Below are 24,311 nucleotides of genomic sequence, written 5' to 3'. Positions count from 1 at the left end.
CTGCAATCCATAAGTTAAAGAAGCGGTTTTTTTGTTGTCCTCATGTTAGAGTAACATTGTATCTATGTGTCTCAATCCATATATTCGTTCAGTTTTTGTACATCGCAGATGGTAATCTCTCGTGTACCCTTGCTATGAATAATCCCCAGCTGTTCAAATTTTCCAAATTTACGGCTGATGGTTTCGCGGGTGACACCCACATAATTAGCCATTTCTTCGCGTGAAAGGGGGAGATTTATTTTAATATTGGAGCCATCCGGCTTGCCGTATTTATGTCCAAGCTCAAGAATCATATAGGCGATACGGATTTCCGGGTCTTTGGTAGCTAGGCTTTGAGCCAGATTCTCGGTATGTGCCAAGCGTTTAGTAATGGTTTTGAGCAGCTTCAAAGAGATATCGGGATTGTTGCGGATCAACTGCTCCATATCATCCTTGGTGAGCATACAAATATCAGTATCTTTTAAGGCATACGCACTAAAGTTACTCAGCTCATCGCTGTTAAATATGTTCAACTCGCCAAAAAAATCGCCAGTTGTTAGAATGTGCAGGATTTGCTCCTTACCCTGAGGCGTCATCTTCAGCAGCTTGACATGCCCGCTTTTAATAATGTACAGCGTATCGGATGCTTGTTCCTCGATAATTAGGGCCTCACCCTTCTGATATTTTCGGTGTCGGATCATGGAGCTGACCTTACACAAATCTTCGCAGGACAAAGAGGAAAAGATAGGTACTTTGCGGGCACAGGGCTCCTTTTCGCACTGGCAGGGGCAGGACATCTCATTCACATTCATTCACTCCATTCATAAACCGGAAACTACAGGTTATAGCGCATGGTTGTTATTCTGTATCATCTATTGGAGAAAAATGGCTTTGATCCTCACCGCAGACCGGACAAACCCAGTCCTCTGGGAGATCCTCAAACGCTGTACCTGGCATTACGTCTTCATCGGGGTCGCCGATTGCAGGATCATAAATATATCCACAGGGTTGACATACATATTTTTTCATCTTTAGTTCTCCTTGTCATTCAAAATTTTTGTAAGCTCTGGTGCGTCCGGTTTGAGTCCCTGCATGATAGCTGTTTTGTAGGGTAGTGAAGCAAGAGCATCCCCAAAGCCAATCACGCCGCAGATAGAGCCGTCTTGTATGAACATACGTGTATAAGAAGCTTGATTTTTAGTAATCAGGCTGGTGTCGCAGACTTGTTCATCTACTAGACCGATGGAAAAGAGAGGGGATTCGTAGCAGTTCGACAGGGTTACAGGGAGGGGACGCTGATAGCTGACGGATGCGCCAGCCATATTGGCGCCTGCTATTTTTCCCTGCTCCATTGCGCTTTCCCACAACCCATCTACTCTACCCTGAAATTCGGCTGCATCACCTGCTGCATAGATATTGGCGGAGCTGGTCTCCATCTGCGCATTCACCAGAATGCCTTGTCCAATATCAAGGCCGATTTGGCGAGCAAGCTCCGTATTAGGTACAATTCCGATAGAGTACACGACATGCTCGCAGGGGATAACAGAGCCGTCCTGTAGTTCCACACCTTCTACGTGATCTGTGCCTTTAATACGCTTTACGCCTTGCCCAAGGTGTACCTGAGTACCCCGTTCGGTTATTCGATCGGTCAAAATAGCGGAGGCCTTTTCATCTAGCTGGCGGGGCATAAGCCGATGCGAAGCTTCCAGTATGGTTACAGAATATCCTGCTTGCTGGAAGGACCAGGCGGTTTCCACGCCTTGAATACCGCCTCCGATGATGCATATCCGGTCTCCCTGTCGCAATTCCGCTTTAAGGCTATCTGCATCTTGTCGAAAACGGATATTGTGAACGTTCCTTAGAGAAGCCCCCTCTAGCACAAGCTTACGGTTGTGAGCTCCTGTACACAGCAGCAGCTTGTCATAAGCAACGGTTTGTCCATTTATGGTTTGGATAGTACGATCCTCAGGATGTATCTCGGTTACCTTGATGCCGGAATATACATGAATTCGTTGATTGGCAAACCATTTTTCCTTTTTGATCAGGATTTTGTCACTGTGCAAATCAGTGAACAGTCCCTTGGAAAGTTTGACTCTGTTGTACGGAAAGGATGCTTCCTCTCCGTAAATAGAAATTTCAGCCAGCTCATCATGATCTCTAATCGCTTTTGCTGCGTTGACGGCGGCGACACTGCCTCCGATAATAACGTAATGTTGGTTACCCATTCAGTATCTCTCCTATTCGCTATATGCTACTGTGTTTTAAATAACACTAAGCAGTAGATCTGAGACAAATTCAGCGGCATTTTTAATTTTTTTCACTTTTTCAACATCTGTAGGAGAGAAACGAATACGTACCGGGAATTCCACATGGGTCATACCTGTTGATTTGATTACATCTGAAGTGCTTTGGACCTTCATATTGGTACCGTTCAAGTAATCTTGTACGACTTCAATGGCTTCCCCGCTCCAGCCGTAGGAACCAAAAGCAGCAGCCAGCTTACCTTCCAGATTCATCTTTTGCATTTGTTGCAATAGGTCTTCCAATTTGCCCGTCATATCAGCATATTTGGTAGAGCTACCGACGAAAACAGCATCCGCTGAGGCAATACTATTCAATATTTCCGTTTCATCGGCTTTATCCACGTCCCATAGCTCCACCTTGATTTGGTTCTCTAAAAAGCAGTCTTTCAGAATGTTTGCCATTTTTTTAGTATTATTTTTTAGGGTGGCATAGACAATCGCTACTTTTTTATCCTCCTTGGTTTCTGTACTCATAGAGGCGTACAAATCGATAAACTTGGCAATATCATGCCGGATTGCGAAGCCGTGGGAAGGTGCAATCATCTCAATATCCAGATCGGCAACAGCTTCGATTAATGTGCGCACATATCTGCGATGTGGATGAATAATAGCCTGATAGTATCCGACAAAGTCCTCGGTGATATCAAAACCAGCCTCATCGGCAAATAGATGCTCTACAGCCACGTGTGTACTGAAAATATCGCAAGGGAACAAGATTTTATCTTCTATACAGTACGTAATCATGGTTTCTTCCGTATGCAGGTAAGGTGTTTCTTTGAACAGCAGCGTTTTGCCTCCAATGTCCAGTTGATCCCCATCCTTGATGACGAGGAAGTTGCGATGCTGAAGCTTGTACATTTGTTGAATTTCCGGAACGGCAATCTCCGTGCAGACGATCGTAGCGTTCGTTGCCTTGGAGGCAAGTGCCGCCAATCCGCCCGAGTGATCTGGTTCCGTGTGATTGACGATAATATATTGAATATCCAATGGATCGATTAATTCGGCTACAGCCTCTGCAAATTCTCTACCGAACGCCATATCTACGGTATCTACAATGGTTGGTTTTCCGGTTTTCAATAGATATGCATTATAGGTTGTGCCCTTAGATAGTAGAAGACGATGAAAGGGAACCTCACGATTATCAATTTTTCCTACCCAATAAATATCCTTTGCCAGTTGGAATCCTGGTTTCATAGGAACAACCTCCTGCTTGTTTTTGTTTGTCTAACACAATTCGATTCTAGTTGGATGTGTCGATGAAAAAGATGATTGAAATCAAATTTTTAAATATTTCAAAAGTATTTTTGACTTTAGGATTTTGCAAAATCCTCCTTAAATTTAGTTTTGTGATTGCAATCACAAGGCGAGCGAAATAATCCAATACAATAAAGGTATAAATCCATCTTAAGCAATTTAATTCCAAACAGGAGCGTGAACCAATATGAAAAAATCAAACCTCATTCAATTTCAGGAATATAAGGAAGCAGCCTTTACAAAACGAATTGTGCATAAGGAAGCCGACAATGTAATTTTTATTCTCAACTTTACTCCTAATGCCGAGCTGCCAACACATAATCACCCGGGAGCGAATGTATATTTGCTTGTTCTTGAAGGCAGCGGTACTGTAACTGTGAACGGCGAAGCAACGGAAGTTGTCCAAGGGGATATCATTCATGTTACAGGCGATGAACACTTTTCCTATCGTGGCGGTTCAGAGACGAATTCCAGTCTGCATGTAGTGTTGACCCAAACTCCAAGTGAAAGCTATGCACAAAACATATAAAAGAGAACATAGCAGCAAGATGCTCATATAAAAAAAAGAAAATGGTTATTTTTTTTACACTCGTATTGATAATGAATATCATTATCAAATTTTGAGAAGAGGTGTTAATGGCCAATGCAGACAGTAGATTACAATCAGGTGCCAGGGCACTGGGTATTAGCAAGTCTCGGTAAGCGCGTGCTTAGGCCCGGAGGGTTAAAAACGACACGTTGGATGATAGAGGGACTTGACGTAACCGGGCAGGATGAGGTCATTGAGTTTGCCCCCGGATTGGGTATAACTGCCCAAATCACACTACAGCTTAATCCCCGCCGTTATATTGCGATTGAACAGAATGAGAAGGCGGCCTCTATCGTAAAAACGTTTGCAAGCGGAGCAAACCGGGAAGTCATTATTGCCGATGCTGAACAAGTTCCGTTGCCGGATGCCTCTGCGACGGTGGTATATGGGGAAGCCATGCTGACGATGCACACAAGGGCCAAGAAAGCGCAGATTATTTCGGAAGCCAGGCGGCTTTTGAAAGTAGGCGGGAAGTTTGCTATCCATGAGATGTGCCTTGCTCCTAGCCATATTGAGCCTGCGCTCAGAAAGCAAATTTACAAGGACTTGGCTGTAGCCATGCGAGTTAACGCGACACCGTTGACGGTGTCAGAGTGGGAACAGTTGCTGAAAGAGGAAGGCTTTAAGGTCGTTAAAATCTATACGGTTCCCATGCACTTATTGCATCTGCCACGTATCATTCAGGACGAGGGCTGGTTGAGACTTGGAAAAATCACCTTTAACCTTATGCGTAACCATGCTGCCCGGACAAGGGTTATGGGTATGCGCAAGCAGTTTGTAAAGTACGCCGACCATCTGCAAGCGGTCAGTATCATCGCTGAGCGATAGCCTGAATTCACGAATAAGAGAATAATAAAGCTTTTTACGCAATAGCAAAAAAAGGAGACGACCCCCCATTCAGGGATTCGTCTCCTTTTTGTATATTTGCTGCTTGGCTTGGCTGCTGGTGTGCGCATGCTTTGCACCCCTCTATTTGTCATATCATAGGTGTGGTGAAAATTTCCAATCCCTGATGTTTTTACATTATCATAGTGACTAAGATCGTTGGAATAGTTAACTAAAATAATAAAATAGGCGTACATCAAAAGGAGGAAGCGTGTTATGAAGCTGCATCGAGCCATTGTGGTAGATGATGAAACCTTTACTCGTAAAGGGCTGCTTCAACTCATGGATTGGCAAGCCTGTGGTTTTGAAATCGTAGGAGAAGCTGATAACGGTGAGGATGCGCTGGAGCTAATCAGCCGTATTCACCCGGACCTGGTCATTACCGATATTCGTATGCCTGTGCTCGACGGATTAGAGCTGATTCGATCTGTGCTCGAACAGAGTACAGAACATCCCGCGTTTATTATCTTAAGCGGCTATAGTGATTTCGCTTATGCGCAGCAGGCAATCCGCTATGGGGTTCATGATTTTATGCTTAAGCCGATTGATGAGGGTGACTTTTCGGCTACATTGCGCAAGCTGAGTGAGAGACTGCATCGTGAACAACAGAATGCGCAACGATATCAGAATCACCATGCAGGTGGGTTGTTAGAGACTGTGATGATGAACCCAGTGGATGATGTAGTGGTGACACAGTGGGAGCAGCAACTACGGCTTGAGGAGGCCACTTCTATGTACTATGTACTCGTCGAGCTGAATGACCAACATCCCTGGCGCTCTGGTGACAATAATATTATGCTATCGCTTTTCCAATTCAGGGAGCTTATAGAGCAAGCACTTCATCGTTTAATGGATGGCAAGTACCCTCTCTATGTCCATGAGCATCGCAACCGGATTGGTCTTATCGTACCGGACTTCTTTTTGAACTATTTTCAAGGCAAGGTCGAAGTCTTTATGAAAGCGCTACAACAGGAGATAGAGGGGATGAAGTCACTAAAAGACCAGCTGGGAAGTCGGGTTTTCATTTATGCAGGAAAGCCTGTGAATCGGTTGCAGGATATCCAGCAGTCCTATGCCTGTGCGAAGGAGGCAGTGCTCCATAAATACATTTATGACCATAGCGGTATTGTTGTATATCTACAGGAGGGAATGCCACCACTCCACTATAAGACCATACATCAGGACGTACTGGATCGCATGACGGAACAAGTCGAGGAACTGCGGTTGGAGGAGCTGCGTGTGGCCGTGGATAATTTATTTAGCAGCTTTCGGGAGGAGTGTTATGCACCTGAGGCTGTGAAAATGAGTTTGCATCAATGCGTACTTAGTATCGTTCGGGTCATTCAAAACATGCAGGGAGATGAGCGCTCACTTCGGTCACTAGAACCGATGATGAACTGGCAGGACATGAACCTGTCCCTGGGTGAACTACAGCGATTGTTTACAGCTTTTGCAGAGGAAAGTGGAAGGTATATTGGGGTTCTGCGCAAGGATTGTCAGCAGGGAGGCATCCAGCACATCCGTGCTTACATTGAGCAGCATGCCGCCGAGAATATAAGCCTGAAAAGTATTGCGGCTCGCTTTTACATGAACCCGGTGTACCTCGGTCAATTGTTCAGAAAAACGTATGGTGTGTACTTTAACGAATTCTTGCTGAAATTGCGCGTTCAGGAGGCAAAACGTTTGTTGCGGCAGACGGATCTGCGGATTTATGAAATTGCGGAGCGCGTGGGCTTTGGCAGTTCAGACTATTTTGTTACCCAGTTTGAAAAGACGGCGCACGCCACGCCTAGTGAATACCGCAACAGCCTGAGTATTGGCGACGAGCCAGAGAGGGCCGGCGAATGAAGATGCTGAGGACGACTCTTGATCATGTGCGATTGCGGGATAAAATGCTGCTGCTTTATTTTCTGTGTGTTTTCGCGCCTGTAGTGTTGACCAATCTGGTTTTTTACCATGTTACCTCACAAAATGTGAAAGAACAGCGTATTCAGGATATTTCGCGTGCACTGGAACAGATTAAAATTGAATTTTACCGTGAATTTGAAGATGCGATGGAAATCTCGTCTATCTTTTATACCGATCATCAGCTCAATGAGGTGTTGGAACAAACATATCCCCACCCTGCTGATTATATTGCTGCCTATGACTCTTATTTACGTCGTATCTTGAACAATAATTACAGTCCTGTATACCATTCCGTAGGTGGAATTACGATCTACACCGATAATTCAACGCTGCTGGATTCCGGGGGAGTCAGTTTTATAGATGAGAGGGTCAGAAGCTTGCCCTGGTATACCAAAATCCCGCCTGGACGCCAGTCCAAGCCTATATTTGTACGTACCGATGACAGTACAGGCGAACAGCTGCACCCTTTCAGCCTGATTCGGCGGATGAACTACTTTTATTCCCAAAATGGTCGTGAAAAAATACTGAAAATAGAACTGCGAATGTCGTCCATTCGTGAGATTTTCAACAACCTGAATTTGCAGGGAAGTCTCTTTCTGCTGAACGAACGAGGGGAAATCGAATATACAACGGATCCCAAAGTTGCTATAAACCACAAAAGTGTGGCCTATAGCACCCTCAAGCTGCCCGAGGACACGATGGAGTTCAAGACGAATTATGTGCTTACGAGCAATCTGAACGGCTGGAGCATTGTGGCAGCGGTATCCAGAGATGAAATGCTGTATGAAATGCAGGAATCCCGCAACTTTGTGCTCTTGTTAACCTGTGTAAATATGCTGTTACCTACATTAATTATTATCTGGATTACACGTTCGCTGAACGTGAGGATTCATCGTATTTTAAAGCACATGAAAAAGGTGAAAAACCAGCATTTTGAGCTGATTCCCGGTACAGAGTCGCGAGATGAAATCGGGCAATTAACAGGTGAGTTTAACCGGATGACGCTGAAAATAAAGCGACTGATTAACGATGTGTATATGGCTGATATTCAACGAAAAAATCTGGGAATTCAGCGCAGACATGCCCAGTTGAATGCACTTCACAGCCAGATTAACCCCCATTTCCTGTTCAATGCGCTGGAGACGATTCGCATGAGGAGCTTGATGAAGCATGAGGATGAGACAGCGCACATTATTCATAACATGGCACGGATATTCCGCAATTCGCTGGTGTGGAACAAGGACCGGGTTACTTTGCGGGAGGAGCTGGAGCTGATCCGTTGTTTTCTGGAAATCCAGCAATATCGCTTTGGTGAGCGAATACAGTACGAAGTGCAGGCGCGCTCTGAAGACTTGGACAATCTGCTTCCCAAAATGGTCGCGCTGACACTGGTTGAAAATGCAAGTATCCACGGCATTGAGCCGCTAAAGCATGGGGGACGCATTGAGATTCATTTTGAGCATGAGGAAGGACAACTGATTCTAACGGTTCGAGATGATGGGGTGGGCATGTCTGAGGAACAGGTACAACGTTTATATGGTTACATGCAAAGGCAGGAAGAAATGGGTGAGCGTATAGGTCTGCAAAATGTCATCTATCGTCTTAAACTTTACTACGGGAGCCGCTTTGAGCTTGCCATACGCAGTGCCCCCGGCGTGGGTACGGAGATACGAATTAGGATTCCTGCGGATCGGGAGTGAGGTGGAGAGCGGTACCTATTTTGCTTTGAAGGACCTTTACCTATAGTTTCCTAAGTAACACCTTTAGATTGGCAGGTGAACGAAATGGACGGCATTTTATAAAATGAAAGTGCTTACAATTTAGGGTGTGCGGGATTCCCAGTGCTTGCGGTACGTCCGCACGATATTCACACACAATCGACAAAAGAGGGCGAAAGGGGAAGGTCTGGCATGACAAGCAAAAGGTTCGGAATCATCGGTCTGGTAATGGTTATGATGGCATCTATGATCACTGCTTGCTCAGGGAGCTCGGGCAAGGAGCCAGCGTCAGGAGATAGCAAGGAGAAAGTCACATTCACGTATTTTAATGCCACTGCGGGCAGGGACATTAATACCAATGAAACGCGGATCGGCAAGATCCTGGAGGATCAGACGGGGGTAAACTGGAAGCTGGAGCATTTGGTGGGTGATTCCAATACGAAGATCGGTACATTTATTGCCAGTAACGATTTCCCGGATGTGATAGTACCGGATGGCACGATCGATAAGCTGCTGGATGCCGGGGCTTTTATTCCCCTGAATGATTTGATCGACAAATACGGACCGAATATTAAGCGTGTATATGGACCGTACTACAACTTGATGAAGGCGGAGGATGGGAACATTTATTTTCTTCCGCTCAGTGCGGTGGTAGGCGATTATTTACCTGCGCCTAACTTGGAGCAAGGAGCCTTTTGGGTGCAACGCAGGGTATTAAAAGAAGCGGGATTTCCAAAAATCAAAACACTTGACGAGTATTTAGCCCTGATTCGTAACTATGCGAAAAAACATGCAGATGAGGGCTTGACTGGGTACCTGGCGTTAACCACGCAGGATAGGTTTTATGCTCTTACGAACGCGCCGATGCATCTGGCAGGCTATCCGAATGATGGCGGCACGATTATTGATATGAAGACACACCGGGCCACGGATTATGGAGATATGGAAATCACAAAGCGGTATCTGAAAGAGCTAAATCAGCTCAATGTAGAGGGCCTATTTGATAAATCGTCCTTTGTGGACAATTACGATCAATATTTGGCGAAGCTGACTTCGGGTAAGGTGCTGGGCTTTTTTGACTACCGCTGGCAGGCGGGGCAGGCCCTGAATAATCTGCAAGAGGCTGCCAAGCAATCGGGCAATGATGATATGGAGTATATAGGGCTGCCTATTGTATACGACCAGAATATAAAGGATCAGTACATTGATCCGTCGTCATTCGTTAATAACCGAGGCATAGGAATTACGGTCAGTGCCAAGGACCCGGTACGTATCATCAAATTTTTTGACAACTTGCTGACGGACGAAAACCAGATATTATCCAACTGGGGAATCAAGGGGGAAACCTATGATGTAGATAAAAAAGGACGCTTTTACCGGACTGAGGAGCAAATTAAGCAGACTGGTCAGGACGCGTTCCGCGAATCATTCGGGTTCAAATATTTTGAATATAGTTGGCCGCGATACGGTAGCGGTTCTACCCTGCCTGACGGTAACTCGGTTGGCCCCGGACGGCAGCCTGAGGTTGCGCGTATGTCCTACACCGAGGGAGATAAAAAGCTACTAAAAGTCTATGGTGTAGAGTCCTTCTCGCAAATGTTTTCCGCACCTGACGAGCGCCCATGGTATCCGGCCTGGAGTATTCCGATTGCTCAAGGCTCAACTGCGCAGCTCTTCCAGCAAAAGAAGGGGGACCTACAGCGCAAATATTTCCCGCGTTTGGTGCTGTCTGCACCGGAACAGTTTGATGCGATTTGGAATGAATACACTACTGAATTCAACAAGCTGGATGTAAAGGCGTATGAGGAGTTGATCACGAAGGAGGTTGCCAAAAAAATCGAAAATCCCGGTAAAAAATAAAGGAGGAAGCAGCTATGGGCCACTCGTCACCACCACCTGTCACGATCTCCCCGGATCATTTTCCGCCCTCGCGGCGAACCGGCTTTAGGGGATTTATGCACAAGCTGAATCAGCAACGGGCACTAGTATGGATGTCCGTCCCTTTTTTAATCTGGCTGTTCATCTTCAAGTATTTGCCCATCTGGGGCTGGACGATTGCCTTTCAGGATTTTAAGCCTGCCCGCAAATTGCTCGATCAGCAATGGGTTGGATTAAAGCATTTCCATTTTCTGTTTCAGGATGAACACTTTCTGCGGGTCATGCGCAATACGCTGGCGATGAGCTTTATTAATTTGGTGTTGGGCTTTGTCACCGCTATAACACTAGCAATTTTGCTGAATGAGCTTCGTCAGCTCGTATTTAAGCGGGTGGTACAGACGATCAGCTATCTACCGCATTTTATTTCGTGGGTGGTCGCGGCCAGCATCATTAGTACGGCGCTATCTGCGGATGGCGGCATCATCAATGAGGTGCTGATGTGGCTGGGATTGATTAAGGAGCCTATTCTGTGGCTGGGCGAAGGAAGCTATTTCTGGGGCATTCTCGGTGCATCGGAGGTATGGAAAAATGTCGGCTGGAATACCATCATTTATTTGGCCGCGATGACGATGATTGATCCCTCGCAGTATGAAGCGGCTGAGATGGATGGAGCAGGGCGTTTTCAGCGGATTTGGCATGTGACATTACCCGGATTGAAGCCTGTATTTATCATCCTGCTCATTATGAACATCGGCAATCTGCTGGAATCCGGCTTTGAGCCGCAATACTTACTGGGCAACGGTATGAACGTGGATTACTCGGAGAATCTGGATATTTTTGTGCTGAAATATGGTATCCAGATGGGTAATTTCTCGCTTTCCATTGCTGCCGGGATGTTCAAAACGGTGGTCAGCTTCATCTTACTGTTTAGCGCCAATCATATTGCGAAGCGGTTAGGGGAGGAGAGATTGTTCTAAAAAAAGAGTGAGTTTCTGGGGAGGGCTCGTTGTCGCTTCGCGTGCGGATTGTTCTTCCGATCGCTGTTATCCCCGTATTTTCTTATTGGAATAAAGATCATAGGTTAAAATCCGGGGATAAAGGCGAACGCTCCGCTTCTTCAGAACAATTCCGCCCGCTCCGCTGCTACCCGCCGTAAAGTCACTTTTTTGAGAACTGAGGGTAGTGGCAAGGGGGGAGCTTAGGGAAGGCGCGTGACTCGCGCTTCCATGGGTAAATGCGCCATGATGGTTGGCTCAGCTTCGCTTTCGCTTGTTTTTAGGACTGCTAGTGGTGGTGATAACAGAAGGTGCGAGCTCATCCATACTACGGGTGCAGGTCAGTGGATTTTTAACAGGCCGCTTCGCTGACCTCATTAACTGCTTGAAAAATAACTTTTCTAATAACAACTGACATTAACAAAATAATTGACACAAACTACAACTCATATCACAGCACCAACAACGGCTCCAATATCAATGATCCTACCCATCGTATGGATTACATGCCTGGGTGCTTAAGCTATTTTTTAGAAAGGAGCGGAAGTCATGGGTAAAGGAAAGGCCGTACACGGGCGATTTCGGGCCCCCTCGGATCGGATTTTTGATGCGTGCAATATTCTGTTTATGCTCTGCCTGATGGTGTTCACGCTGTATCCGTTCTTGAATACGCTGGCGGTTTCGTTGAATGAAGCGAATGATTCGATACGGGGCGGGATTTATTTGTGGCCACGTGAATTCACGTGGAGTAATTATGAATTTGTGTTCAAGGAAGCGACGATTTTTCATGCTACGCTGATTTCTGTATTACGTACGGTTGCGGGCACGGTGACTTCGGTGTTTTGCTGCGCGATGGTGGCGTACACGATCAGCCGGCCGGAATATGTGCTGCGTAAATTTGTTTCGATTGCTTTTATTTTAACGATGTATTTTAGCGGTGGACTGATTCCGAACTTTCTCCTGATTCGTGAGCTTGGGATGCTGGGGACTTTCTGGGTGTATGTTGTGCCGGGATTGATTGGGGTGTTTAATGTGATTGTTATTCGCTCCTTTATTGAGGGATTGCCGGAAGGGATTTTGGAGTCGGCGCGTATTGACGGGGCTGGGGAGTTTTCCACTTTTATGCGCATCGTTTTACCGCTGTGTGTTCCCGTGCTAGCGACGGTGTCGCTGTTTACAGCAGTCGCGCAATGGAATTCCTGGTTCGATGTGTTTTTGTACAATTCGTCATATGAACAATGGAGCACTCTTCAATATGAGTTGATGAAAATACTGCAAAATTCCAACACGTCTGTTAACACTCAGGACTATGCGAGCCAATTCGCTGGTTCGGAAAATCTAGCGAAGTCGGTCACGCCTACCTCAATTCGGGCCACGATGACGATTGTCGCTTCAGTGCCTATTATTTTAGTTTATCCCTTTTTGCAAAAATACTTTGTGAAGGGTATGACCTTGGGCGGTGTCAAAGGATAGTAAATGAAAACCAATGGTGCCAAATACCAATTCCAAAAAATCGGAGTACGGGAGGGATCGCTTTGCGGTCATGTTGGGTTAAGCCTTTTTGTCTGGTACTGGCTGGAGCGCTGTTGTTATCGCCTGTCGGTTGGTGGGGGGCGTCTGTACTAAAGGCAGCTCCGTCTATAGAACATTCCCCGCCCGTTTCGGATACGGTGCTGTCAGCGGGTAATATCCATAAGACCATTGGAACGTATGGATTTGAGCAAGGAAACAGCGACGGCTGGAAACCCCGGGGAACTTATACCCAAATTGCATCCGTCACGGAAGCAGCATATGGCGGCACGCACAGTCTGAAGGCAACCGCCCGCACAGCGGCTTGGAACGGGGCGGAGCTGGATGTGAAGTCGCTATTGCAGCCGGATGTAGAGTATGAAATTAGTGGCTATGTGAAGCTAGATGGTCATTCTGCGGTTCCGAGCATGGTTAAACTTACAGTGGAGCAGCAGCCGACAGACGGGACTACGACATGGAAGACGGTAGCGCAGACGGAGACGGCGGATACATCGTGGATTAAACTTCAGGGGAAATATACTTTTACCGGGGGGATGGATGCATTGAAGCTGTATGTGGAAAGCTCGAATCCCGCGCAGGCCTACTATGTGGATGAGGTAGAAATAACACAGGTATCGAAGACGCCAACGGAGCCGGCCCATGGTATCGTATCCGGGTTTGAAGAGGGTACGGCTCAAGGATGGGTGTCCCGTATGGGAGCCGAGACCGTGCAGGTTTCGGATGCCGATGCACGAAGCGGCTCATACAGTCTGCTGACAACAGGCAGACAAAAGACATATGCCGGACCGAAGCTGGATGTGACTGCTACGATGCAAAAGGGCAGCCGATATACGGTCAGTGCCTGGGTGAAGCTGGCGCCGGGTGAGCAGCCTGCCAAGGTGAGGCTCAGCGTGCAGCGTGATCACCAAGGGAATAGTTCGTATGAAACTGTTGTAGGCGACACGGCTACTACGACAGGGGGATGGATGCATTTATCTGGTACGTATACGCTCGCGCATGATGCAGACACTGTTTCTATGTATTTGGAAACGGCAGAAGGAACGTCTTCCTTTTATATGGATGATTTCGAACTGTCACTTGTACCACCACTGGCTATTGAAAAGGACATTCCTTCTTTGCATGGATTATATGGGGGACAGTTCAGCATCGGCACGGCGATTGAAGCTTTTCAGACCGAAGGGGCTTACGGAGAGTTGGTACAGAAGCATTTTAACAGCGTCGTTGCAGGGAATGCGATGAAGCCAATCTCCTTACAACCGTCCGAGGGACAGTTCCATTGGGAGGAAGCAGACCAAATTGTGCAGTTTGCTAGACAGCACGGACTAGAGATTCGCTTCCATACCTTGGTGTGGCATAACCAAACTGGGGATTGGATGTTCAAGGATAAGAATGGACAGCCGATGACACCGACTGCTGAAAATAAAAAGCTTTTGCTGGATCGGCTGGAGACGCATATTCGCGCTGTTGCAGCGCGGTATAAAAATGTCATCACCGATTGGGATGTGGTGAATGAGGTCATTGATCCTGATCAGCCGGATGGCATGCGCCGCAGCAAGTGGTATCAGATTACCGGTACGGATTATATTGAAAAAGCATTCCGTGTCACGAGGGAAGCGGCGGGCCCGAACGCACGACTATTCATTAACGATTACAACACGCATGAGCCGAAGAAACGGGATTTTCTGTACAATTTGGTACGTGATCTGCTCGCTAAAGGTGTACCGATTGACGGGGTAGGCCACCAATCGCATATCCGCCTAGAGTTTCCCGCTATTAGCGAGATTGAGCAGTCCATCGAAAAGTTTGCTTCGCTTGGTCTGGATAATCAGATTACCGAGCTGGATATGGGTCTTTATTCCAATGACACAGATCGCTATGAAACGATTCCAGAATCTATGCTGATCCGGCAGGCTCACCGCTATCGGGCGCTGTTCGATATGTTTTCAAGGCAGCAGGATCATATCAGCAATGTGACGATTTGGGGGACGGATGATGGAAATACGTGGCTCAGCACGTTTCCAATAGCCCGGCTGGATAAGCCGCTATTATTCGACGAACAGTTAAAGGCCAAATATGCCTATTGGGCACTTGCTGATTCGTCCAAAGTCCCGCCGTTGCCAGCAGGGAATAACGAATAAATGGTTTGAATACATGCCGGCCTTTGTTATCTCACCTGAACGCAATGGCGGTTTTACGGAAGTATGGATTGGCATGTATGCTGTATCGAACGTCCGCTTATACAAGCATAAAAGCAGGCTGTCCTTTACATTTCACATGTGAAGGACAGCCTGCTTTGTTATCGTAAAGGAATCGCGGTTTATTCCAAGTTAGCGTGTTGGCCAAACATAGATTCGGAGGTCAGCTTGCGCAGCTCCATCGTTCTGAGTACCAGTGCATCACCGTACAACAGCAGGGTTTGCTCAAACAATGAGCCCATAGGCTGAATCGTCTGGTAATCCTTGTTGGAAGGATCCTTGGGTGCACCGGGCAGCTTGACGATGATATTGGCCAGTTTGCCGATGGTAGACTCGGGGGACGTGGTTAGAAGCGCCAGAGAGGCCCCGAGTTTCTTTGCTTTTTCTGCCATGGAGATCAGGCTTTTGGTTTCGCCAGAGCCTGAACCAATAATGAGCAGGTCGCCCTCGCCCAAGCCGGGAGTTACGGTTTCACCCACCACGTAAGCTTGAATTTCCATGTGCATCAGTCGCATCGCCAGCGAGCGAATCATGAACCCTGAGCGGCCCGCACCTGCCACGAATACCTTATTCGCAGCGTTGATGGAGTGGATCAGCTGTTCCGATTCCGCATTGCTGATCAACTGTGGAACCCATTGTAGCTCGTTGAGTACCTCAGATAAATATTGAGAGGTTTCCATTGGGGTTAACCTTGTTTGATGAGCTGTTGCATTTGGGAAGCTACAGCCTTTTTGTCGTCCTCGCCAGTGATACCACCGCCGACGATAACCAGATCCGGTTGAGCCTTCACGACTTCAGCCAATGTGCTCAGCTTAATACCGCCAGCCACGGCAGTTTTGGAGTTTTTCACGACTTGTTTGACGGTTTGCAGTGCTTCGAACGGGCTTTGTCCTTCAGCTTGTAGATCGTAGCCTGTATGCACACAGATGTAGTCAACGCCCAGAGCGTCAATTTCTTTCGCGCGTTGCTCCAGGTTTTTAACACCGATCATATCCACCAGGATTTTTTTGCCGCCTTGTTTTTTCGCTTCTTCTACTGCACCTTTGATTGTTGCATCTTCAGCTACAGCCAAAATCGTAACGATATCTGCACCAGCCTCGGAAGCTTTTAGCACTTCATAGCCCCCTGCATCCATAACCTTCAGGTCAGCCAGCACTTTCAGATTCGGGAATGCTTCTTTCATTGCTTTTACTGCATGAAGTCCTTCATTGATGACAATCGGCGTACCGATTTCTACGATGTCAATATACGACTCTACTTCTTTTACCAATGCAATCCCTTGCGGGATATCTACTAAGTCTAAAGCCAATTGAAGTTCCATGTTATTAACTTCACTCCTTAAGTGAATTTGTATTTTGATGAACAGGTACATGCTCTGTTGAGTATTACTCTATACTTTAATTTCATGCACAGGTTTGATTGTAAGGCCCAGCTATCCGGTTGAAAAGTACGCACTAATTCGTAACGTAGTTACCCCCACGATACTATAGCATCATAAAAACCATCCATGAGAGAGCCTATACTTTGTCTTTTTTAGTATTATTTCTATAAGGAGAGTCAACTATTCGTAACCGAGGATTTTGCAAAAATCCCATAAGCGACTTCCAATGAACAAGATATAGATCGAAATGGTTTGGTTCGTCTATATCTTGCACTTCGAAGCGACTGGAATCGAATTTTGCAAAATCCATAACCGTACACAGCAATGTAAGGTTGCAAAAAAAGAAGATAGCGATGATTGAATTGACTTCAAGTTAGGTTTTGACTATATTTGCAATATACGGTATGCAAAAATGGAGGCTAGCAGCATAACTGCCCTGAAAAATAGCCATTGGGCTAGGGGTAACCGCAATTTTCAGGCTAGGGAGGCGGGGTCTAATGGAAGAGGTCTTGAACCAAAGGGAAGCCATTTATTTGTTGTCGGACAGTCACGAACTCGATAAAGCTTGTGAGTTGTTTAGACTCAGCTACACACATAATGATTGGGATGAAGCGAACAAAGTAGCAGACTTTCTGCATACGTTGGCTGAAAACCTGTATCACACCCAACTGAGAAATGCTGCAGACGGCAAGTATGAGACATTGGACACCAAACACCCGCTAGTGTTTTATTATGCTTACAGTTATCTGGCGAAGTCTATTTACTATCAGAATATGGGCAAGTATGAGGAAGCTAGAAACTATATTATGAAGTATAGCGAAATGGGCTGGTTTATGGGGCTGGATCAGAGCGGTCACGAAGAAGTAGAGAGATTCCGTTTCCTCGCCAAGGCCAATTTATTTACGATTGAGTTACTTTCGGGGAGAAGGGAACTTTTGCCTGAGTACGTTCAATTTCTTCATGACAATGAAGAGGAGTTACTTCCAGGATTGGTTGGTATTGCGGAAGCGGCTAACTTGAATAATTGGAATATAGACGACCTGCTGAACGATTTTGCTGATGATATTAAAATATTTGAAGGTTATGAAGATAGAGCAAACCGCGTATATTATCTAAAACTGGTCAACCAATTGGCCATTTACCATTTCAAGAAGAAGCAGTACTCCGTTGCCTTAAATTATGTTCTTGATTCTCTGCAATTCTCTGCCAATGTAGAAGTGGATGCCAATTTCAGGACATTGGTTGCTCTGTTTGAGACTTATCGAGATTGGGCAACACCATCACAGCAAGAGCAATACCAAACCATTTTATTAAGGGGGCTTCATGCTGAAAAAGGCATTAATCTCGGTAACTATGGCCTTGGCGTCTCTTAGTATTGCTCTTCCGGTGGGAAATATTTGGGAAGGGTTAGACCCTGTGATTCCTTCAAATCATGGTGTTTTTTCTTTTTCTTATCCTGCTTGAGTTTCAGATTTAGATCCTTAAGCCCGATAGGCCTTTTGTACATAAAGGGAGCACACTTTTACGCATTTTGCGATCCGTGTGCTCCCTTTTTTATGCCAAAATTTATTTTACGACATACGAAGTCAGGCTATTGGCCAGATGTTGCATCGTTTCACTCGCCTTTTGCATACGGTCCATCACTTCAGTGAAAGAGCCTACCAGAGTCGCCTGCTCTTGAGAAGAAGAAACAATTTGCTCAATTTCCTGCTCCATTTGATGAATGGAGTTCTGTACATCCTTAAGGGCCCCTTCAATATCGACCGTCGCCTTTTTGGATTCTACGGATAGCTTGCGCACCTCTTGAGCGACGACACCAAAGCCTGCTCCTGCTTCTCCGACACGCGCGGCCTCAATCGCTGCATTCAATCCAAGCAGGTTGGTTTGATCGGAAATTTCCTTGATGAACACAGCTACCTGATTGATTTTACCCGAGTTTTGCACAGCGATTTGGGTGTTTTTCAAAATTTGTTCACTGGTTGCCTGAAGTTCCTCGGAATGAGCTGCTACATGCTGTACCATATCAATGAGCTGCTCGGTGATGGAGCGGTTCTCGGATACGAATTGATCCAGTTGATTTTTGTTAGTCAAATTATAAGAGGCCGCAAATGCTGCAATGACTTCACCTTTCTCGTCCAATACAGGAATACTGATCATATCCAGAGGAAAACCTAGAATTTCAGCAGGAATGTGGGTCAGGCTGGTCTCACGTCCATTTTTAAGCATGGCAAAATTCTTATAGTCCTCGAGTAGCTCCGAGCCTGTTTCAAAGCCGAGGTCCATACCCTCCGATTGGGTATACATAAGGACATGAGTTCGGTCGAAGAGAGCAAGGGTCACTTTCTCACGCATGATCTGTTGTATGTAGGGAATGGCTGCAATTAATGCATCTATTGTATTCAAATAGATAACCTACCTTTCTTTACTAGGTATATTTTTTATAGTCTCGTATATAGTTGTCGGTCTAAAGATGGATAAAAGTTATAAAGATATTGAATCTTTAAGGAAGTGAAAGCATCAGAAAAAAAGGCATACCATTTCCATTACGAAACGATATGCCTTCTATTTAATCTGAACGTGTCAGTGCTGCGTATAGGTAGTTCACTTGCCGCGTTGCTCGAACAGTTGTGCGATTTCCACAATAACCTTGGTAGCGAGCACCATGTTGTCCACCGACACATATTCAAACTTACCGTGGTAGTTCTCCCCACCTGTAAAAATATTCGGTGTAGGCAGTCCCATGTAGGATAGCTGTGAACCGTCTGTACCGCCACGGATCGGCTTGATAATGGGTTCGATATTCAGCTTTGTCATTGCTTCATAAGCGACATCGACGATATGCTTGACTGGCTCTATTTTCTCTTTCATGTTGTAATATTGATCTCTCAGCTCCAGCGCAATACGGTTTTCTCCATATGCGGCCTGCAGCTCTTTGACTACATTTGTTAAATAAGCTTTCCGGTTTTCAAAGCTCTCGCGGTCAAAATCACGGATAATATAGTACAGTTTAGCTTGTTCTGCGGTGCCTGTAGAATCCAAGAGATGATAGAAGCCATCATATCCGTCTGTATATTCCGGGGCTTCGTTTGCAGGTAACCGACTGTGCAGCTCCATAGCGATTTTGGCAGCGTGAATCATTTTGTTTTTAGCCGTACCAGGATGCACATTCACACCGTGAATGGTAATATGGGCGGCTGCGGCGTTAAAGCTCTCATACTCCAGTTCTCCGAGCGGTCCGCCGTCTACCGTATAGGCATATTCAGCGCCAAAAGCGGCTACATCAAAGCGTTCCGGTCCTCTCCCAATCTCTTCGTCCGGTGTAAAAGCAACGCGAATTTTGCCATGTTGAATTTCTGGATGGTCAATCAGGTAGTGGATAGCTGTCATGATTTCTGCGATCCCGGCTTTGTTGTCTGCACCGAGCAGGGTGGTACCATCTGTTGTGATCAGGGTGTGGCCTTTATATTGAGTCAGTTCGGGAAACTCACGTGGAGAAAGAACCACACCAAGCGAAGCATTCAGCGTGATATCGCCCCCATCATAGTTTTCCGTCAATTGCGGCTTTACCCCTGCACCAGTCAGTTCGGTAGCCGTATCGAGGTGAGCGAGAAAACCGATGACGGGAACCACTTTATCCGTATTGGAAGGAAGGGTTGCCATCACATAACCATGATCATCAATGGTTACGTCTGTCATACCAATGGCTTTCAATTCGTCCACCAAAAGGTTGCCCAATGTAAGCTGTCCAGGTGTAGTGGGGCAAGTGTGGCTGCTTTCATCAGATTGGGTATCTACCTGAACATATGTAGTCAGGCGGTCAATCAGTTCCTGTTTCATGTGGATATCCTCCTTGGTGTCATTTCTATTATGGTAGGTATTTTATCATGATTAGGCTTATAATATGAAAAAAATGGTTGAACCTTTTGGGGATAATAGTAAAATAAAAGTAAAAATAGAGTAAAATCTTAAAGGAGTCTGCAATGCCTACGTTAAAAGATATCGCCCAGGAGGCAGAGGTTTCGATATCCACGGTCTCCCGAGTGCTAAATTATGATGAGACACTGTCTGTATCAGAGGAAACGCGGCGCAAAATTTTTGAGGTTGCCGAGCGTATGAAATATACGACTGTTAAACGTAAAAATGGCGGTATTGGTCGTCAGCCCCGCAAGAAGGCGGAGGGACCCATCCGGTTGGGTATGGTGCACTGGTTTAGCGTGTACGAGGAACTGGAAGACCCTTATTATCTGTCTATCCGGTTTGGCGTGGAAAAAGAGTGCCGCCAAAGCGGGGCACAGCTGGAGCGTATTTTCAGAAGAGAGGACCTGACTGCGCTGAAGGCGTCATCCGAAGGGCTGCATGGGCTGATCGTGCTGGGGCATTTTAGCAGCGAAGAGGTAGAACGTATGCTGGAACTGCCCATTCCTTGCGTTTTTCTGGATCATTCGGTAGAGCGCACAGGGGCAGACTATGTGGTCATTGACCTTGCTCGCGCTACAGCTGATGCACTGGATTATTTGATGGGCGCAGGCCATCGTCACATCGGATATGTTGGTATGGGCAAGGATGAGCAGTCCCATGATTCCGAACGAGTCGAGCTAGATGCCCGCTATGAGACATTTTTGCGGTATCAGGAACAGCACAGGCTGTGCACGTCGGATGATATTCATGTGTGCGGCGGAACGGCGGCAGACGGCTTCCGTGCGATGGAAGCGGCTATTTTGGCAGGACCAGAAAACCTGCCTACAGCTTTCTTTGTTGCGAGCGATTCGGTGGCTATTGGGGTGTTAAAGGCACTGGAGCGGCATCACCTTGCGGTGCCGGAACGGATCTCCATTGTTGGCTTCAATGATATTCCGACAGCGGAATATTTGACCCCATCTCTGTCAACGGTCAAAACGCATACCGAACTGATGGGAGAAACGGGTGTTCAGTTCTTGCTGCATACGGTACGCAACGGTCCCAACGAGGTAGGGCGCAAGGTCATCATTCCGACCGAGCTAATGATTCGCAACAGCAGTGCGCCGCTACATACCGATGCCCCATAAAATCAACGTTATGGATTTGGACAGCCCTGCCTTCCGGGGCTGTTTTTTTGATTGTAAAAAGATACAAAAATGGATTGACAATTGTCTTGTAAATGCTTACATTTAACATATATTTATTTTACCAAATTTTACTCGTTATTTTTACTCAAATATTTTACTATGGTATAAGAGTGAAAAATAAAAGGTTGAGGTGACTGCCCATGCGTACCATTTTGCCGTTGAATGACCAATGGTTTTACCTTCCTGAATATGTCGAGAGCGAAGTAAGCGCAGGCATTGATGCGAGTCGGTATGAGCCAGTTCAGCTGCCGCACACGAATGTAGAGCTGCCGTACAATTATTTTGACGACAAGGCATTTCAGTTTATTTCTACGTATAAAAGAGAGCTGGACATTCCGGCAGATGCCAAAGGTAAGCGAGTGTATGTTGATTTTGAAGGAGTCATGACCTATGCCCAGGTATATCTAAACGGGGTAAAAGCGGGGGAGCATAAAGGTGGATATACACCGTTTAGTGTTGAATTGACCGAACTTGCCGAGTATGGCGGCTCCAATGTGCTCACGGTCATTGTCGATTCCACGGAACGGGACGACATCCCTCCCTTTGGGGCAGTCATCGACTATCTGACCTACGGCGGTATTTACCGCGAAGTGCAGCTGCGAATAGTGAAGCCTGTACACCTCGGAACGGTATTCGTTCAGACACCGGAGCCGCTTGCGGCAAATAAGGCGGTGCGCGTCGTCGTGGAGCTGGAGGGCATCGGTGATCAGCAGGACGACTTGACAGTCGCACTGCAATTGCTGGACGGAGCGAGCGTGAAGGCGGAGACCGAGCTGACAGCGGTGACGACGGCGGAAGTAACGCTAGAGCTGAAAGAGCTGGGCGGCCTGCAGCTGTGGGATATAGATAGTCCCAAGCTATATGAAGCGAAGCTGACGCTGCTACGAGGCGGAGAAGAGTTGGATCAGGTGACCGTGCGCTTTGGCTTCCGCGAGGCCGAATTTCAGCCGGACGGTTTTTACTTGAACGGGCGGAAGATCAAGCTGCTCGGCCTGAACCGTCACCAATCCTATCCGTACGTTGGCTATGCTATGCCCAAAAGAGCGCAGCGTCGTGATGCAGATGTGCTCAAGGAGGAGCTGGGGCTGAATATGGTACGGACATCCCACTACCCTCAGTCCCGTCATTTTCTAGACCGCTGTGATGAGATCGGATTGCTCGTTTTCGAAGAGATTCCGGGTTGGCAGCATATTGGCGGTGAAGCGTGGAAGGACCAGGCGGTGAGGGACGTAGAGGACATGATTATCCGTGATCGTAATCATCCCTCCATCGTCATCTGGGGCGTACGAATTAATGAGTCGCAGGATGACCATGATCTGTACACGCGTACCAATGAGCTGGCACGAAAGCTAGATCCGACCCGTGCTACGGGTGGTGTGCGTTATATTGTAGGCAGTGAGCTGCTGGAAGACGTATATACGATAAATGATTTTGTTCATGATGGTGGGCACAAAAAATATTTGGCGAAGGAAATCCGCAATTTTGATACGTATGACGATACAGAAGGCGTAGATGGCGAAACGACAGGCTTGCGCCAGCCGTCTTTCGTTACAAAGCTGGATCATCCGGTCCCTTATCTGGTAACGGAATATAACGGGCATATGTACCCGACCAAGCGTTTTGACCAGGAGGAACGGGTAATGGAGCATGCACTGCGCCATACGCGGGTCCAAAATGCTTCCTATGCCGATGAGGGCATTGCCGGAGCGATTGGCTGGTGTGCTTTTGACTATAACACGCATGCTGATTTTGGTTCCGGTGATAAAATCTGCTACCACGGTGTCATGGATATGTTCCGCCTGCCTAAATTTGCAGCGAGCGTGTACCGGAGCCAGAAGAACGTCGAACAGGAAGTCGTTATGGAGCCGGTCACTTACTGGTCGCGTGGCGAGCGGAATATCGGAGGCATCGTGCCGCTGGTCGTGTTCACCAATTGCGATGAGGTGGAGTTCATCTACGGTCATGAGCGCAAAGGTGTTTATCGTCCGAACCGAGAGAAGTACCCAGCGCTTCCTCACCCCCCTGTCGTGATCGACGAGTTGACAGGCCACTGGGGCATGAAGTGGGAAGACGCTGTATTCATTGGGTACATAAATGGGCAAGAAGTAATACGTAGATACTATTCACGTAATCCGGTGCCGACAGAGCTGCGCGTAGCTGCAGATGATACAGTGCTGGAAGCCGGCGATTGGGATGTCACTCGAGTGGTAGTCGATGCTCTGGACGAATACGGCAATGTATTGCCGTTCTATGCAGATCCCGTTTCGGTGGAGGTCGAGGGAGTGGGTGAATTGATCGGTCCTTCGAGCTTATCTCTGATTGGAGGACGTATTGCATTCTGGATTCGGTCGAAGGGGGAGGCTGGACAAATTCGTGTGAAGGTTTCTGCGCCTTCCCGTTTCGGTCCGCAGGAATTGAGCATTCACGTGCAATAATGAAGCAAAGGCAACATACAATCCTACTAGCCACTTTTTATAACGTTTGAGCCTTCCATTATTTAAAAAAGGAGTTGTCCGCAGATTCTGTAAAGGATCTGAGAGGGCAACTCTTTTTTACATATATAGGGTACGTTAATCTATGAGTCTTTTAAA

The 24,311-nt window shown here is 46.8% G+C and carries 19 protein-coding genes; 11 read left to right on the top strand and 8 right to left on the bottom strand.

Features of this window, described 5'->3' with window-relative positions; genetic code table 11:
• Positions 1-71 precede the first annotated feature (71 nt).
• The 4 genes from ACWA2B_RS05955 to ACWA2B_RS05940 all read right to left on the bottom strand — a co-directional run bounded on the left by ACWA2B_RS05955 (position 72) and on the right by ACWA2B_RS05940 (position 3,476).
• Complete coding sequence (locus ACWA2B_RS05955; RefSeq protein WP_029518719.1) at positions 72-776, bottom strand: Crp/Fnr family transcriptional regulator; 705 nt, start codon at positions 774-776, stop codon at positions 72-74.
• 61 nt (positions 777-837) lie between these two features.
• Complete coding sequence (gene rd / locus ACWA2B_RS05950; protein ID WP_069012221.1) at positions 838-1,008, bottom strand: rubredoxin; 171 nt, start codon at positions 1,006-1,008, stop codon at positions 838-840.
• 2 nt (positions 1,009-1,010) lie between these two features.
• Positions 1,011-2,204 carry an NAD(P)/FAD-dependent oxidoreductase gene (locus tag ACWA2B_RS05945; RefSeq protein ID WP_165145776.1) on the bottom strand — a complete coding sequence of 398 codons (1,194 nt, stop codon included), beginning with the start codon at positions 2,202-2,204 and terminating at the stop codon, positions 1,011-1,013.
• Between the two features lie 36 nt (positions 2,205-2,240).
• On the bottom strand, positions 2,241-3,476 hold the full coding sequence (locus ACWA2B_RS05940) for an FprA family A-type flavoprotein (RefSeq protein WP_039271834.1): 1,236 nt from the start codon (positions 3,474-3,476) through the stop codon (positions 2,241-2,243).
• Between the two features lie 247 nt (positions 3,477-3,723).
• Between ACWA2B_RS05940 and ACWA2B_RS05935 the strand changes: the two genes are divergently transcribed.
• The 8 genes from ACWA2B_RS05935 to ACWA2B_RS05900 all read left to right on the top strand — a co-directional run bounded on the left by ACWA2B_RS05935 (position 3,724) and on the right by ACWA2B_RS05900 (position 15,177).
• Positions 3,724-4,065, top strand: a complete 342-nt coding sequence (locus ACWA2B_RS05935) for a cupin domain-containing protein (protein WP_069012219.1) — start codon at positions 3,724-3,726, stop codon at positions 4,063-4,065.
• A gap of 114 nt (positions 4,066-4,179) precedes the next feature.
• Positions 4,180-4,953 (top strand): class I SAM-dependent methyltransferase, encoded by a 774-nt coding sequence (locus ACWA2B_RS05930; RefSeq protein ID WP_318627724.1) that lies wholly within the window; start codon positions 4,180-4,182, stop codon positions 4,951-4,953.
• A gap of 273 nt (positions 4,954-5,226) precedes the next feature.
• Complete coding sequence (locus tag ACWA2B_RS05925) at positions 5,227-6,858, top strand: response regulator (protein ID WP_029518714.1); 1,632 nt, start codon at positions 5,227-5,229, stop codon at positions 6,856-6,858.
• Positions 6,855-8,618 (top strand): sensor histidine kinase, encoded by a 1,764-nt coding sequence (locus tag ACWA2B_RS05920; protein WP_449291797.1) that lies wholly within the window; start codon positions 6,855-6,857, stop codon positions 8,616-8,618. Before ACWA2B_RS05925 ends, ACWA2B_RS05920 begins: the two co-directional genes overlap by 4 nt.
• A 210-nt stretch (positions 8,619-8,828) precedes the next feature.
• Positions 8,829-10,496, top strand: coding sequence for an ABC transporter substrate-binding protein (locus ACWA2B_RS05915; RefSeq protein WP_029518712.1), 1,668 nt, complete (start codon positions 8,829-8,831; stop codon positions 10,494-10,496).
• Between the two features lie 14 nt (positions 10,497-10,510).
• Positions 10,511-11,491: an ABC transporter permease gene (locus tag ACWA2B_RS05910; protein ID WP_029518711.1), complete on the top strand. Its 981-nt coding sequence runs from the start codon at positions 10,511-10,513 to the stop codon at positions 11,489-11,491.
• A gap of 567 nt (positions 11,492-12,058) precedes the next feature.
• Positions 12,059-12,982 carry a carbohydrate ABC transporter permease gene (locus ACWA2B_RS05905; protein ID WP_029518710.1) on the top strand — a complete coding sequence of 308 codons (924 nt, stop codon included), beginning with the start codon at positions 12,059-12,061 and terminating at the stop codon, positions 12,980-12,982.
• Between the two features lie 62 nt (positions 12,983-13,044).
• Positions 13,045-15,177 carry an endo-1,4-beta-xylanase gene (locus ACWA2B_RS05900; RefSeq protein WP_029518709.1) on the top strand — a complete coding sequence of 711 codons (2,133 nt, stop codon included), beginning with the start codon at positions 13,045-13,047 and terminating at the stop codon, positions 15,175-15,177.
• Between the two features lie 179 nt (positions 15,178-15,356).
• Here the strand turns inward: ACWA2B_RS05900 and hxlB are convergent, their stop codons facing one another.
• The gene (gene hxlB / locus ACWA2B_RS05895) at positions 15,357-15,914 is read right to left on the bottom strand and encodes a 6-phospho-3-hexuloisomerase (RefSeq protein WP_069012217.1); all 558 of its coding nucleotides are present in this window, start codon (positions 15,912-15,914) and stop codon (positions 15,357-15,359) included.
• Between the two features lie 5 nt (positions 15,915-15,919).
• Positions 15,920-16,555: a 3-hexulose-6-phosphate synthase gene (gene hxlA / locus ACWA2B_RS05890; protein WP_029518706.1), complete on the bottom strand. Its 636-nt coding sequence runs from the start codon at positions 16,553-16,555 to the stop codon at positions 15,920-15,922.
• A 557-nt stretch (positions 16,556-17,112) separates the two neighbouring features.
• Here hxlA and ACWA2B_RS05885 point away from each other — a divergent pair.
• Complete coding sequence (locus ACWA2B_RS05885; protein WP_069011008.1) at positions 17,113-17,988, top strand: DNA-binding protein; 876 nt, start codon at positions 17,113-17,115, stop codon at positions 17,986-17,988.
• Positions 17,989-18,181: 193 nt separating this feature from the next.
• On the opposite strand, the gene ACWA2B_RS05880 is transcribed toward ACWA2B_RS05885, so the two are convergent.
• Together ACWA2B_RS05880 and pepT are read right to left on the bottom strand one after the other, a co-directional pair.
• Positions 18,182-19,018, bottom strand: a complete 837-nt coding sequence (locus ACWA2B_RS05880) for a methyl-accepting chemotaxis protein (protein WP_069011007.1) — start codon at positions 19,016-19,018, stop codon at positions 18,182-18,184.
• Between the two features lie 198 nt (positions 19,019-19,216).
• Complete coding sequence (gene pepT, locus ACWA2B_RS05875) at positions 19,217-20,452, bottom strand: peptidase T (protein WP_029518703.1); 1,236 nt, start codon at positions 20,450-20,452, stop codon at positions 19,217-19,219.
• Positions 20,453-20,595: 143 nt separating this feature from the next.
• Between pepT and ACWA2B_RS05870 the strand changes: the two genes are divergently transcribed.
• Positions 20,596-21,660, top strand: a complete 1,065-nt coding sequence (locus ACWA2B_RS05870; protein WP_069011006.1) for a LacI family DNA-binding transcriptional regulator — start codon at positions 20,596-20,598, stop codon at positions 21,658-21,660.
• Positions 21,661-21,860: 200 nt separating this feature from the next.
• Positions 21,861-24,155, top strand: coding sequence for a glycoside hydrolase family 2 protein (locus tag ACWA2B_RS05865; protein WP_069011005.1), 2,295 nt, complete (start codon positions 21,861-21,863; stop codon positions 24,153-24,155).
• Positions 24,156-24,311 lie beyond the last annotated feature (156 nt).

Source organism: Paenibacillus sp. CMM36, from assembly GCF_053570945.1.
The sequence above is the reverse complement of the archived record's forward strand: the minus strand, read 5'-3'. Positions and strand labels throughout refer to the sequence as shown.